Source organism: Corallococcus sp. AB018 (genome assembly GCF_003986945.1).
GTDB lineage: Bacteria > Myxococcota > Myxococcia > Myxococcales > Myxococcaceae > Corallococcus > Corallococcus exiguus.
Map to the genome: position 1 here is coordinate 1 of NZ_RAWR01000013.1, position 12,747 is coordinate 12,747.

Here is a 12,747-nt window from a genome sequence, read left to right on the forward strand (position 1 = left end):
GGGCCACCATGGCAGCGCCCTGGATGGCCTGGGAAAGCCCCATGCGGCGATCTCCAAGAATGAGATCGCCACACCCTCAACCATGGCGGTAGGTCCTCGCAAGGCCCACCTATCTGATCGGCATTGCGACTAGTCCGGCGCTTTCACGGACGCTACAAGCGGCCGAGGATCTCCGCCTTCTTCGCCTCGTACTCGCGCTCGGTGATGAGGCCGCCATCGGCCATGCGCTTCAGGTCCTCCATTGCCCGGACCGGATCCACCGGGGGCGATGGCGGGCTGGCCGGGGCGGCCATCGCGAAGCCGGTGATGACGACGCGCTGGGGCTTCATCGGGTCCACCATCACCTGGACCCGAAGCCCCGGCCCCCAGGTGGCCGTGCTCGAATGAGGCGGCAGCCGCTTGCTCACCCGCGCCTGATAGGGAGCACGGCCGGGGATGTGAACCTCCAGGAGCAGTTGGAGGACCGGGCGCTTGTCGATGCGGATCGCTGTGTCCCGCACCTCCAGCACCGTGGCCTCGCCGGCCCTTCCGTTCTCCAACTCAGTGCGATCCAGCCCGGCGCCCAGCAGCCCCAGCAGCCCCCCCTTCGGTCCGAACGCCACGCCCAGCCCTCCCGCCACGATGATGAGGAGGACGAGGAGCGCGGGGTCGGAGGTGATGGCGTCGAACATGGGGCGTCCAGCCTAGGGGATGTTGATGCGCGAGTGCAGGGCCCGCCCGTCGTACGCGGCGGCGCCGCAGCGGGCGTGGGCCCAGTCGCCATTCACCGCGGAGCAGACGCGGAAGGCCTGGATGTTGGAGTACGGCACGTTGATGCCCGGCGTGTCGCATCGCCCCTGGTAGGTCCAGGCCAGGCTCTTGTTCACGGCGCCCACGCCAATGCACGGGCCAATCCACGCGCCCGTGTCCCGCCGCTGCACGTCGATGGAGTACTGCGCCAGCGTCTCCTCCTCGCTCCACTCCAGGTCCACGAAGGGCGTGACGCCGCCGGGCAGCTCCAGGGACACGTCGTCGGAGATGCCGTCATAGGCCTTCTCCACGGACGGCCCCCAGACGTTGTTGTTGGAATAGAAGAGGCGGAACGCGGCGATCTCCCCCTTCGTCACCACGCGGTCCCCGGCGCTGCGGCACACGCCGTCGAACACCGTCTTGTTGGACTGCCCCAGCAGCACCACCGACGTGCACGGCCCCACCACCGAACCATTCTTCAGCACGACGTCCAGCGAGTAGCTGTACCCCGCGAGCCGGTTCCAGCGCACGTTCACCTGGTTGAGGGACGTCATCGCCCCATCCGGCTTGAACGCGACGCGCTGCTTGTACGTGCTGCGCGACGTGAGGTTGCCCGCGCTGTCGAAGGCGCCCTGGTGGAAGATGTTGAAGTACTCGCCCCGCCGCTCGACGATGACGTCGTGGCCGTGGGACTGCACCAGCCGGCCCGCGGAGTTCTTCAGCGGCAGGGACATCCGCCGCACCGCCCGCGCCCGCGTGAGCTCCGGGATGGAGTCCGCCATCACGTAGTACATGGCGTACTGGCTGTTGTACCAACCGCCGCTGAAGACCATGTAGTAGCGCCCGTCGCGCTTGAAGAGCTCCGGTGCCTCGTTGATGCCCTCCTCGTAGGCCGGCGTCGCGAACACCGCCGGGCCCGCGTGGTTGTAGACGGTACCGGGCGCGGCCAGCTTGAACGACGAGATGTTGTTGCCGTTCTGGAACCAGACATAGAAGAGCCAGCGGTCCGCGCCGTCGTTGAACGTCGCCGAGTCGATGCGGATGTTCCGGTTGCACCCCTGCGGCAGGCACGCCGTGCCGGTGGTGGTGCGCGGCCAGGTGGTATTGGCGTTGATGGGCTGGGGCACGCCGAAGACCAGGTTCAAATCCGGCGCCGTGGCGACGAAGGTCGTCACCTCCTGCCCCGCTGGAGGACACGCCGCGCCGTTGGGCACCCGGTGTCCGGAGAAGTGGAGCTGGTAGACGCTGCCCACCTTGCTCAGGTCCGGCGCCCACAGGAAGCAGTAGTCGTAGGTGGGGTCCGTCGCGGACGGGTTGTAGTCGCGCTTGAAGCGGAACGTCGTCAGGTCGTTGGACTCATACAGCGGCAGCAACACCCCGTTGCCCGTGCCGGTGAGGAAGAACAGGTCGTCGTTCTCCTTGTAGACGTCCGGATCCGCCAGCCACTGCATGAGCAGCGTGCGCGAGTTGTCCTGCGCGAGGGCACTCCCGGCGAAGGTCGTGGTGAGGAGGGACAACAGCAGGACGGCTCGGACGGGCTTCATGAGGCTTCTCCATGGAAGTCTTGAAATCCAAGCTTCCAGGGAAGGCCCGGGCCGCGCAAGGCCGATGGGTTTTGACCGTCCGGCGGCGATCCGCTATATCCGCAACTTCGATAATGAATATCAATTTCATTTGATATCACTTTTCTCTGGATTGCCTTTCCCGTGAGCACCACTCCCCGGCGGTTCCCCACCCTCCTCGTGGCCCTCATCGGGGTCGCGGTCATCGCTCTCGCGGTCTTCTTCGCACGGGGCCCGCGAGCTCCGGCCCCGGGTCCCGTGCCCTCGGAAGGCGCGGCGGCGGCTGACGCGGCGGCCCCTGCTCCGGGAGCGGGCCGGACCATTGCCCACGCGCAGGGCAGCACCGTCGTGGCCGAGCACCCGAAGCAGGTCGTGGTGTTCGACCTGGCGGCGCTGGACACGCTGGACGCGCTGGGGGTGGACGTTCAGGGCGTGGCGGGTGAGTACTTCCCCGGCCAGTTGGCGAAGTACGCGGACGCGAAGAAGTACCCGCGCTACGGGACGCTCTTCGAGCCCGACTACGAGGCCCTGCACGCCGCCCGGCCCGACCTGGTCATCACCGGCGGCCGCTCCAGCGCCCGGTACACGAAGCTCGCCGCCATGGTGCCCACCATCGACCAGACCACGGACGACACGCACTTCCTGGACACCGTGGTGGGCAACACGCAGCGGCTGGCGACCGTCTTCGGCAAGGAGGAGCAGGCGCGCACCCTGGTGGAGACGCTGAACCAGTCCATCGCGACGCTGAAGGGCACCACCGCCAGCCGGGGCAAGGGGCTCATCGTGCTGACGTCCGGAGGACGGATGAGCGCGTATGGCCCGGGCTCGCGCTTCGGCGTGCTGCACGACACCTTCGGCATCCCGCCCGCGGCGCCGTCGCTCAAGGCGTCACTGCACGGGGAGGCCGTGGGTTCGGAGTTCATCCTGGAGACCAACCCGGACTGGCTGTTCGTCATCGACCGGGACGCGGCCATTGGCGAGGGCGGCGGCGCACAGCGGCTGCTGGACAACGAGCTGGTGCACCAGACGACGGCCTGGAAGCAGGGGCAGGTCGTGTACCTGGAGCCGGCGAACACCTACCTCATCGGCGGCGGCATCCAGTCCCTGCGGCGCCTGATGGAGCAGATCTCCGATGTCTACGCGAAGCCCCGACAGCCCTCCGCTCCCTGAGCCGGGCTTCGCGCCGCGCACCTCCGTGGCCTCCCACGAGGCCAGCGCGCGCTCCGAGCCGCTGCCCACGAGCGGCGCGAAGGGCGCTCCCCTGCCGCTGCTCGCCGTGGCCGTGCTCGGGGTGCTGGTGCTCGCGGGCATCAGCATGCTGATTGGCGTGAGCCACGTGTCGTGGGAAGCGCTGCTGGCGCCGGCGGAGAATCAGCGCGCAGTGCAGGTGCTGGTCATCAGCCGGGTGCCGCGCACGCTGGCCCTGCTGCTGGCGGGCATGTCCCTGGCCGTCGCGGGCCTCATCATGCAGATGCTCGCGCGCAACCGCTTCGTGGAGCCCTTCACTGCGGGCACGGCGGAGTCCGCGAGCCTGGGCCTGCTCGCCGTCACGCTGCTCGCCCCCGGCCTCCCCATCCTCGCCAGGACGGCGGTCGCCGCCTGCTTCGCCATGGCGGGCACGGCGTTGTTCCTGTTCATCCTCCGGCGGATTCCGCTGCGCTCGGCGCTCGTCGTGCCCGTCGTGGGACTGGTGCTGGGCGCCATCTTCGACGCGGCGACGACGTTCTTCGCCTACCGCTTCTCCCTGCTGCAATCACTGATGGCCTGGACCACGGGCGACTTCTCCAGCGTGCTGCGCGGCCGGTATGAGCTGCTCTGGGGCGCCTTCGTGCTGACCGTCATCGCCTACGTCGTCGCGGACCGCTTCACCGTCGCCGGCATGGGCGAGGCCTTCACCACCAACCTGGGCCTGAGCCACCCGCGCATCATGGCGCTGGGGCTGGCCATCGTCGCCATGGTCACCGCGGTGGTGGTGGCCACCGTGGGGATGATTCCCTTCATCGGGCTCGTGGTGCCCAACGTCGTCAGCCTCATCGTGGGTGACAACGCGCGCCGCTCCATCCCGTGGGTGGCGGTGCTGGGCGCGGGCTTCGTGCTCCTGTGCGACATCGTGGGGCGGGTGGTGCGCCAGCCCTATGAGATTCCCGTGGGCACCGTGGCGGGCGTGGTGGGCAGCCTCCTCTTCCTCCACCTGCTCTTGCGGAGGGACGACCGTGTCGGCTAGCGCGCTGCGCCTGGAGGGCCATGAGCGGCGGCTGCTCCTCTTGGGGGGCCTGGCCGCGTTCTGCGTGGTGGTGTTCATGACCGTGGACGCGGGCGGCAAGTGGGACTTCGTGCTGCCGTTCCGCGCGCGCAAGGTCGCCACGGTGCTGCTGGTGGGCTACGCCATCGCCGTCTCCACGGTGCTGTTCCAGACCGTGGTGGAGAACCGCGTCCTGACGCCCGCCATCATGGGCTTCGACACGCTCTACCTGCTGCTACAGACGAGCCTGCTCTTCTTCCTGGGCTCGCGCACCATGGCGAGCCTGGACAGCCGGCTGCTCTTCACGGTGGAGGTCGCCATCATGGTGGTCTTCTCCGCGGTGCTGCACCGCTGGCTGTTCGAGGGAGGCCGGCGGAGCGTGCACCTGCTGCTGCTCACGGGCGTGGTGCTGGGCGTGCTGTTCCGCAGCCTGTCCAGCTTCCTCCAGCGCCTCATCGCGCCGGGCGAGTTCGACTTCCTGCAGGACCGCTTCTTCGCCAGCTTCAACAACCCGGACCCGGACCTGCTCATCGTCTCCGCGCTGATGACCCTGGGCGCGTCCGTCCTGGGCTTCAGCCTGATGCGCACCTGCGACGTGCTGAACCTGGGGCGCGACGTGGCCATCAACCTGGGCGTGGACCACCGGCGCACGGTGTCGCGGCTCCTGGCGGTGGTGGCGGTGCTGGTGTCGGTGTCCACGGCGCTGGTGGGGCCGGTGACCTTCTTCGGGCTGCTGGTGGCGAACCTGGCGCACGGGCTGGTGCGCTCGCACCGGCACGTCCACGTGCTGCCGGCCGCCGTGTTCCTGGCGGTGATTGGCCTTCTGGGCGGTCAGCTCGTGCTGGAGCGCGTCTTCTCCTTTGGCGCCAACCTGCGCGTCATCATCGAGTTCCTGGGCGGCCTGATGTTCATCACCCTGTTGATGCGAGGCGTGCTGCGATGATCGAAGCCCGGAACGTGTCCCGCCGCTACGGAGACACCGTGGTGGTGGACGACGTCACGCTCCAGTTCCCGGAGACGGGCGTGACGTCCATCATCGGGCCCAACGGCGCCGGCAAGTCCACCCTGCTGTCCATGGTGAGCCGCCTGTTGCCGCTGTCCTCCGGCACGGTGCTGGTGGACGGCATGGACGTGGTCCGCACGCCCGGCGACGCGCTGGCGCGAAGGCTGGCCATCCTGCGGCAGGACAACGCCGTCACCTCGCGGCTCACCGTGCGAGACCTGGTGACGTTCGGCCGCTATCCGCACTCCAAGGGCCGCCCCACGGTGGAGGACCGCGCCTTCGTGGAGGGGGCGCTCCACCACCTGGGCCTGGAGCCGCTCGCGAACCGCTTCCTGGACGAGCTGTCCGGAGGCCAGCGCCAGCGCGCCTTCGTGGCCATGGTGCTGTGCCAGGACACCCACTACGTGCTCCTGGACGAGCCCCTCAACAGCCTGGACATGAAACACGCCGTGGCCATGATGAAGGAGCTGCGGCGCGCGGCGGACGCGCTGGGCAAGTGCGTGGTGCTGGTGCTGCACGACCTCAACTACGCCTCCTGCTACTCCGACCACGTCATCGCCATGCGCGCCGGGAAGGTCGCCTTCCAGGGGACGCCGGAGGAGCTGATGCGCCCCGCCGTGCTCCGCGACATCTACGACATGGACATCGACATCCACCTGCTCGATGGAAAGCGCATCGCGGTCCATTACCGGTGAGCCCCAGGCCCATGTTCTCCACCCGTGAAGCCCCCCAGTCCCCCCGCCTGCGCCACTGGGCCTCGCGGCTGCTCCTGCTGTTCGCATGCGCCAGCGTCGTGGCCACGTCCAGGAACAGCTTCGAGGACATCGTCTCCGAGCCCCACACGAGCGCGCCCCTGACCCTCACGACCGAGGCGCCCAATCTCACGCGCCCCATCACCGTGAAGGTCACGGCGTCGGAGCCACCATCGAAGAAGGCCCAGGTGGAGCTGACGGTGCAGGTGAAGGCGCGGTGGACGCCAGCGGACCCCTCGCGGACAGCGCTGCCGTGGATGCGCGTCTCGCTGTCCAAGGCCAGCCCCGACCCGGCCGTGCCCACGCAGCCCGTCGTGCTGAAGACGGGGGAGGACGTGGTGGCGCGGACCGTCGTGATCCTGGATGAGACCTGCGAGATGGGAGCATCGTGTAAGTGGGCCACGGACCTGACCGTCCAGGTGCAGCCGGACGCCACCCCCGGCACGGTCGAGCTGGAGTGGAAAGCGAGCGCCCGGGCGAAAGTGATCGGACTGTCCGACACGCCCAGGGGCATGGGCATCACCGTTTCGGAGCCGTGACGCCCTCCCCTCTGAGCGGCGCATCCTCGGCTTGCTCCGCCTCCACGGAGGGTGAAAGCCTGTGCATCCCCTCTTCCAGAAAGGCAGACGGAGATGCGCGAGAAGAACCTGGAGTACACGCTGGATTGGATTGCCGTGCAGGAGCTGGTGGCCGAGTACGGGCAGGCCATCGACCATGGCAAGGACACAGGCGACTGGACCCGGTGGGAGCGGGTCTTCGCCCCGGAGGTGACGTCGGACTACTCCCGCTTCATGGGAGTGCCGCCCTCCACCGCGCCGCGCGCCGTGCTGGCGCAGTTCGGCAACAAGGCGCTGGAGTGCTTCACCCGCGTGCAGCACGCCACGGCCAACACGGTGCGCACGGAGTTCACCAGCCCCACGCACGGCACGGTGCACGCCTACGCGGAGGTGTCCCACTTCTTCACCATGGATGGTTTTCCCCAGGAGTGGACCCTGGTGGGACGCTATACGCATGAAGTGGTGAAGACGGCCGCGGAGGGCTGGCGCATCCAGAAGGTCACGCTGGATCCCATCCACCACCGCGGCAACCTGCTGGGCCTGGAGTTCGCCCGGGGCAAGCGGCTCGGCACGCCGTGACTCCGGGCGTGCGGTGACGCGGCCCCGTCACCGGGCGCGCTTCTTCCGGGACCCGGCCGGAGGCTTCGCGAGCGCCTCCGCCTGCTTCCCGATGGTCTCCGCCAGGAAGTCCACTACCGCGCGCACCCGGACGTTGTGGGCCAGGTCCTCGTGGAACACCAGCCACACCGTCCGCTCCAACTCCGGCAGGGCGTCACGCAGAGGCACCAACTCCGGATGCAGGTGGCCGAAGAACGCCGGCAGCAGCGCCACGCCCAGGCCCTCGCGCGCGGCCTGGAGCAGCCCCAGGATGGACGTCAGCCGCAGCGCCACCGTGGCCTTCGCCGCGTGCACGTCCAGCCACTTCGACTCCGGCCAGCGCCGCGAGTCCTGCGCGTACCCCACCACCGAGTGCCCCTGGAGCCCCGTGTCGAAACGCACCGGCCCCCGGCGGGAGAGATAGGCCTTCGACGCGAACGGCACGACACCAATGGCAGCCACCTTCCGGGCCCGCAGCGACGCCTCTTGCGGCCGGACCAGCCTGATGGCCACGTCCGCCTCGCGCCGCACCAGCGACAGGGCTTCGTAACCGGAGAGCAGCTGCAACTCGATTTCCGGATGGCGCTCCTGGAACGCGGCCAGCCACGGCATCACGTTGTGGACCAGGAAGGAGTCCGTCGCGGTGACCGTCACCGGTCCGGAGGGGCGCAGGTCCTCGCCGCTGGCGAGCCGCTCCACCCGCAGCGCCTCCGCCTCCACCGCCTCCGCGGCCGGACGGATGCGCAGCGCTACCGCCGTGGGACGCAGACCCGTGGGAGTCCGGTCAAAGAGCCGTGCCCCCAGCTCCTTCTCCAGCACGGCCAGGCGCCGGCCCACCGTGGTCTGGTCCACCTTCAATCGCCGCGCCGCCGCGGAGAGGTTCCCCTCCCTCGCGATGGCCAGGAAGTGCCGCAGGTCGCTCCATTCGGGCATGGCCTGCACTTTCGCAGAGGTGCCCTGCGGAATCGGGCATTTTCGCAGGGATGCCCAGAAGCCATCCTCCCCGGCGTTTCCTTCCACCGAGGAGTGCCTCCCGTGAAGACCCTGCCCAAGCTCGTCGCCGCCGTCGCCGTCGTCTCCGCGTTCACCTTCGCCGCCGCCAAGGGCAAGGAGTCCGCCGCGTTCCAGCAGACCGCCTATGACAAGCTCACCTGGACGGAGATGATGCCCGGCGGCCCGTCCGTGCACGTGCTCTGGGGCGACATGAAGAAGGGCCCGTACGCCCTGCTGATGAAGTTCCCCGCCGGGTTCGACTCCGGGCCGCACACCCACTCCGCCGACTACCACGGCGTGCTGGTGAAGGGCCGCATGACGAACACCAGCGAGGGCGCCGCCGAAGCAGGCGCCGTGGAGGCCGGCAGCACCTGGGACCAGCCCGGCAAGGTGGTGCACCGCAACCAGTGCGCGCCGGACGCCGAGTGCGTGATGCTCATCGCCCAGGACAAGCCCTTCGACTTCGCGCCCGCCAAGGCGAAGTAGCCGCCCCGCGGGCCCGGAAACGCGTCACACCTTGAAGCCCACCACCAGGGACGTGGCCACCTTGTTGCGCGAGGAGGAGGTGGCCTCCACCGAAGGGTAGATTTCGAAGTGGATGTGCGGCCAGCGGCCGCTGTAGCAGGCTGGGAAGCTGCTGGTGAAGGCCATCCAGCGCAGCAGCTCCCGCCGGTCCGTGCGCGTCGCCAGGGCCCGAGGGTCCTGCTGGAGTCCGTGGTGGTGATTCCGCTCGTCGTCACTCATGCGCCTTGCCCCCTTGGAGTGACCGCGACGGTAGGCCCAATGTCTTAAGCGAGTCCCAAGGCGCCGGGGGTGACGCGTTTTTGCAATCCAGGCGCGGGGCTCCTGGCGTATCTGTCCGGCCTCCAGGCAAGGGAGCAGACCCCCATGACGAAGCGCGTGAACGGACCTTTCGACGTCAAGCTCACCCCCATGGCCCCGGAGGCGGGCGCGGTGGACGCGGCCCCGGGCCGGATGATGCTCGACAAGCGCTATCACGGCGCGCTGGAGGCCACGAGCCAGGGGCAGATGCTCGCGGTGCGGACGCCGGTGGAGGGGTCCGCGGGGTACGTGGCCATGGAGCGCGTCAGCGGGACGCTGGACGGCCGCGCCGGCACCTTCGCGCTCCAGCACTTCGGGGTGATGACGCGCGGTGCGCCCCACCTCCTCATCTCCGTGGTGCCGGACTCTGGAACCGGCGAGCTCACGGGGCTCGCCGGTTCGATGACCATCGACATCGCGCCGGGCGGGAAGCACTCCTACGACTTCCAGTACACCCTGCCGGACGCGCCGTGACTCACGCGCCTCTCGTCACCCGGAGCCATGAGAGGGCTTGAAGGGCCGCGAACCACGCGCCTCCCGCGAGCGCGTGACGGAGGTGGTTCATCCGTGCCCACCGCGTGGCGGTCTCCACGGCCGCCGGGGTGTCGGACGATTGCATCAGCCGGATCATCGTGGGGATGAAGTACGAGAAGGTCAGCACCCGGTCCACGAGCACCACCAGCGCGGCCGCGAGCCACCAGGAGCGCAGCGGCCCCGTGGCCCGCGTGGCGAAATAGAGACTGGCCAGCGTGAGCAGCGTCAGAGGACCCGTGGTGACGACGCCCCAGAAGCGCAGGCCCACGTCATCCTGGCGCGCCGCCTCCGCGGACCAGTGCCCGCCCGTGACGTCGAGCCACCGGGGGAGCGAGATGCGGTGCTCATAGAGCCCCGCGCCGAACGCGACGCCCAGGTTGAGCACGAAGAGCCACAACAGGATTTCCGCCGCGGAGGGCTTCAGGTTCATCATGGGGCCAGCATGCGTCCCGTGCCCGCGAGCGTCTTTCGTGCCCTTGTGCTGTTTTTCTCAATCCTGCGGTGTTTTCCATGAGCCCCCGGCACGCACTCCTCGCCCAGATTGGCGCCGACATCGTCCGCTTCCAGGAAGCCTCCGCGGAGTTCGACTCCGCCGTGGGAGAGGTGCTCGCGCTCGGCCGCGCGGAGCTGACGTGTCTGGCACAGCTGCACTTCGGAGGCCCCGCGCCCCTGAGCGGGGTCGCACGAGGCGCCGATGTGGAGCGATTGGAGCTCGCTGGCTACGTCCAGCGAGAGGGCTCGGGAAGCAGCAGGAAGCTCGCGCTCACCGGGCATGCGCGCGAATGGATTGAGACCCTCTGGGGTCCCCTCCAGGCGGATGGCTTGCAGCTGATGGCGCCGCTGCCGGACGCGGAGTTGAAGGTCATCGCCCGCTTCCTGGGCGAGGCGCGGAAGGTGCAGGACCGCCATGCCGCCCGCATGGCGAAGCTGCTCCAGGAACCCGGAGGGACGCGAGCGGCGCGGCGCCGCGGTGGCCTCTCCGCCGCCGCGCTCCACCGCGTGCGGCTCTTCATCGAAGCGCACCTCGCGCGGAGGATCCGGGTGGGCGAACTGGCCCAGCGCTCGGGCCTGAGTGTCTTCTACTTCACCCGCGCCTTCCGGCAGTCCATGGGCATGACGCCGCACGCCTACGTGCAGCAGCGAAGGGTGGAGCGGGCGCGCGGCCTGTTGAGCCACACGACCCGCTCCCTCGGAGACATCGCGCTCGCGGTCGGCTTCAGCTCCCAGAGTCACTTCACCACGGTGTTCCGCCGGGTGACGGGACTCACGCCCGCCGTCCTGCGGCGCGCGGGACGCTGACGCCTACGAGCAGGTCTTCTTGCAAGCCGGCGGGTTCGTGTTCGGAGGCGTCGTGTAGGTGCCTCCGCAGATGTAGTACTGCGTCGGGCCGCAGTTGGCGCGGTACCACTGGACGCTGCTCCCGGAGCCTGCCTTGTACTGCGTGCAGTCCCAGTAGCTCCACTTGATGCCCCCGGGACAACTCGCATCGGAGAAGCCGCCCGACCCGAAGTCCAGGCACCCGGCGACCGCCGTTCCCTGCGGGCAGACGGCCTGCTCAGCGGAGCCGAGCACCTCCTCCGGTCCGGCCTCGTCCATCGCTCCGCCACAGGCGGAAGCCAACGCCATCACGGACCCCAGGCACAGCGAACGCACGACGTGTCTCGACATGAATTGCCCCCTCACACAGGCCTGCCATCGCGGCAGGTGGCGGACACCCTACGCACCCCGCGGAAGTGCTGGGATTAAACGCGGTTAAATCCACACCCTGGGGGGTGTGGGAAGATTCGGCCCGCTGGGCGTAGAAGCGGATGACCGGCGCATCCACCCGAACGTCCCTCGCGGCCCCGCACTCCTTCCCAGGCATCCCCCATGGCCCGTCCCAAGAGCCCCCTCGTCTGGATCCTCCTCGTGGTCGGAGGCGCCTGCGCCTTCTGTTGCACCGGCACCCTGGGGCTCATGGCCCTGGGGTTGTTCGCCGGAGACAGCGACACGCCCGGAGCCCCCGGCACGGTGAGCAGGGGCCGCGGCAGCCCGGGCGAGCCCGGCGGCTTCGCGTTCGACGCGCCCCAGGGGTGGAAGACCCAGGAGGACGGACGCTTCATCCTCGAGTGGAACGACCGGGGCGACACCCTGGGGGTGGAAGCACTCCGGCTGCCGGCCATGCCCGGGCTCGATGACGCCGAGGGCCGGCTCGCGAAGGTGTGGCAGGAGCGAATTGGCGCGGACTGGAACGGCGTACAGCCAAACCCACTGGTGATGCGGCGCTTCATGTCCAATGGGGCCCGCGCCTTCTTCACCGCGGCGGTGGTGCGCGCGAAGAACAACGACCGGTCCTTCCGGGTGAGCCTCTACCTGGTGGAGGCAGGAGACCGCCTGGAGCCGCTGGTGTTCATCCAGAGCTTCATGACGCCCGGAGGCCTGGGCGAAGCCATGTCGGCCTCGTTCTCCTGGAACACGTCCTACGCCCGGGTGGAGGAAGCGCTGAAGGGTGTGCGCGGGAGCCCCGTGGGCCTGCCGCTGGTGGACGACGAGGAGGTGGTGGGCCACTTCATCTACGGCACCAGCAGCGGAGCCCAGTGGGTCAACGCCTATACCGGCGGCACCACCATGACGGCGGTCTCCTACAGCATCGACTACACCTTCGGCGCCAATCACGCGTTCCAATACAAGTACGGGGGCGCGTCCGGACAGGTGGGCGCGATGAAGTTCGGCTCCGACGACGACCAGGGCACCTGGAGCGTGAAGCACGACGTGCTGACGCTCGCCGGAGCGAAACGGACACGCCGGTACCTGCTCATCGGGGCCGCGCGCTCGCCGGAGGGAAAGCGCACGCTCTACCTCATGCAGGAGGGCCAGGGATGGTCGCTTTCCCCCGGCGCCATCGGCCAGGACGGCCAGCTGTACGTGGCGGTGGATTGAAGTTCCGCCCTGCCCGGTGACACCGCCAGGGGTCACC

Annotated in this window: 16 protein-coding genes; 10 read left to right on the forward strand and 6 right to left on the reverse strand. The window is 69.1% G+C overall.

Annotated elements, in window-relative coordinates; translation table 11 throughout:
• Nucleotides 1-152 precede the first annotated feature (152 nt).
• Both D7Y11_RS04745 and D7Y11_RS04750 read right to left on the reverse strand, forming a co-directional pair.
• A complete protein-coding gene (locus tag D7Y11_RS04745; RefSeq protein ID WP_126933130.1) occupies nucleotides 153-671 on the reverse strand; it encodes an SHOCT domain-containing protein in 519 nt (172 codons plus the stop codon).
• A 12-nt stretch (nucleotides 672-683) separates the two neighbouring features.
• Nucleotides 684-2,273 (reverse strand): family 43 glycosylhydrolase, encoded by a 1,590-nt coding sequence (locus D7Y11_RS04750; RefSeq protein WP_126933131.1) that lies wholly within the window; start codon nucleotides 2,271-2,273, stop codon nucleotides 684-686.
• Nucleotides 2,274-2,435: 162 nt separating this feature from the next.
• Here D7Y11_RS04750 and D7Y11_RS04755 point away from each other — a divergent pair, with 162 nt between their 5' ends.
• The 6 genes from D7Y11_RS04755 (at nucleotide 2,436) to D7Y11_RS04780 (ending at nucleotide 7,424) form a co-directional block, all read left to right on the forward strand.
• Nucleotides 2,436-3,461, forward strand: a complete 1,026-nt coding sequence (locus D7Y11_RS04755) for a siderophore ABC transporter substrate-binding protein (protein WP_120579853.1) — start codon at nucleotides 2,436-2,438, stop codon at nucleotides 3,459-3,461.
• Entirely contained in the window at nucleotides 3,424-4,515 is a 1,092-nt protein-coding gene (locus tag D7Y11_RS04760) for an ABC transporter permease (protein ID WP_233597349.1), read from the forward strand. Before D7Y11_RS04755 ends, D7Y11_RS04760 begins: the two co-directional genes overlap by 38 nt.
• Nucleotides 4,505-5,476 carry an iron chelate uptake ABC transporter family permease subunit gene (locus tag D7Y11_RS04765; RefSeq protein ID WP_120579854.1) on the forward strand — a complete coding sequence of 324 codons (972 nt, stop codon included), beginning with the start codon at nucleotides 4,505-4,507 and terminating at the stop codon, nucleotides 5,474-5,476. The genes D7Y11_RS04760 and D7Y11_RS04765 overlap by 11 nt, the downstream gene beginning before the upstream one ends.
• Nucleotides 5,473-6,231, forward strand: a complete 759-nt coding sequence (locus tag D7Y11_RS04770) for an ABC transporter ATP-binding protein (protein WP_120579855.1) — start codon at nucleotides 5,473-5,475, stop codon at nucleotides 6,229-6,231. The genes D7Y11_RS04765 and D7Y11_RS04770 overlap by 4 nt, the downstream gene beginning before the upstream one ends.
• An 11-nt stretch (nucleotides 6,232-6,242) precedes the next feature.
• Complete coding sequence (locus D7Y11_RS04775) at nucleotides 6,243-6,827, forward strand: hypothetical protein (RefSeq protein ID WP_120579856.1); 585 nt, start codon at nucleotides 6,243-6,245, stop codon at nucleotides 6,825-6,827.
• Nucleotides 6,828-6,920: 93 nt separating this feature from the next.
• Nucleotides 6,921-7,424, forward strand: a complete 504-nt coding sequence (locus D7Y11_RS04780) for a nuclear transport factor 2 family protein (protein WP_120579857.1) — start codon at nucleotides 6,921-6,923, stop codon at nucleotides 7,422-7,424.
• A 27-nt stretch (nucleotides 7,425-7,451) separates the two neighbouring features.
• On the opposite strand, the gene D7Y11_RS04785 is transcribed toward D7Y11_RS04780, so the two are convergent.
• On the reverse strand, nucleotides 7,452-8,375 hold the full coding sequence (locus D7Y11_RS04785) for a LysR family transcriptional regulator (RefSeq protein WP_120579858.1): 924 nt from the start codon (nucleotides 8,373-8,375) through the stop codon (nucleotides 7,452-7,454).
• 102 nt (nucleotides 8,376-8,477) lie between these two features.
• On the opposite strand from D7Y11_RS04785, the gene D7Y11_RS04790 reads away from it, so the two are divergent.
• The gene (locus D7Y11_RS04790) at nucleotides 8,478-8,921 is read left to right on the forward strand and encodes a DUF4437 domain-containing protein (RefSeq protein WP_120579859.1); all 444 of its coding nucleotides are present in this window, start codon (nucleotides 8,478-8,480) and stop codon (nucleotides 8,919-8,921) included.
• Between the two features lie 24 nt (nucleotides 8,922-8,945).
• Here D7Y11_RS04790 and D7Y11_RS04795 read toward each other — a convergent pair whose 3' ends face one another.
• Nucleotides 8,946-9,179 carry a hypothetical protein gene (locus D7Y11_RS04795; RefSeq protein WP_199753690.1) on the reverse strand — a complete coding sequence of 78 codons (234 nt, stop codon included), beginning with the start codon at nucleotides 9,177-9,179 and terminating at the stop codon, nucleotides 8,946-8,948.
• A gap of 144 nt (nucleotides 9,180-9,323) precedes the next feature.
• On the opposite strand from D7Y11_RS04795, the gene D7Y11_RS04800 reads away from it, so the two are divergent.
• Nucleotides 9,324-9,731, forward strand: coding sequence for a DUF3224 domain-containing protein (locus D7Y11_RS04800; protein WP_126933132.1), 408 nt, complete (start codon nucleotides 9,324-9,326; stop codon nucleotides 9,729-9,731).
• A gap of 1 nt (nucleotide 9,732) precedes the next feature.
• Here D7Y11_RS04800 and D7Y11_RS04805 read toward each other — a convergent pair whose 3' ends face one another.
• The gene (locus D7Y11_RS04805) at nucleotides 9,733-10,224 is read right to left on the reverse strand and encodes an anthrone oxygenase family protein (protein WP_126933133.1); all 492 of its coding nucleotides are present in this window, start codon (nucleotides 10,222-10,224) and stop codon (nucleotides 9,733-9,735) included.
• A 77-nt stretch (nucleotides 10,225-10,301) separates the two neighbouring features.
• Between D7Y11_RS04805 and D7Y11_RS04810 the strand changes: the two genes are divergently transcribed.
• Entirely contained in the window at nucleotides 10,302-11,090 is a 789-nt protein-coding gene (locus D7Y11_RS04810) for an AraC family transcriptional regulator (RefSeq protein WP_126933134.1), read from the forward strand.
• 3 nt (nucleotides 11,091-11,093) lie between these two features.
• Here the strand turns inward: D7Y11_RS04810 and D7Y11_RS04815 are convergent, their stop codons facing one another.
• A complete protein-coding gene (locus D7Y11_RS04815) occupies nucleotides 11,094-11,459 on the reverse strand; it encodes a hypothetical protein (protein ID WP_126933135.1) in 366 nt (121 codons plus the stop codon).
• A 201-nt stretch (nucleotides 11,460-11,660) separates the two neighbouring features.
• Here D7Y11_RS04815 and D7Y11_RS04820 point away from each other — a divergent pair, with 201 nt between their 5' ends.
• A complete protein-coding gene (locus D7Y11_RS04820; protein ID WP_126933136.1) occupies nucleotides 11,661-12,710 on the forward strand; it encodes a hypothetical protein in 1,050 nt (349 codons plus the stop codon).
• Nucleotides 12,711-12,747: the final 37 nt, after the last annotated feature.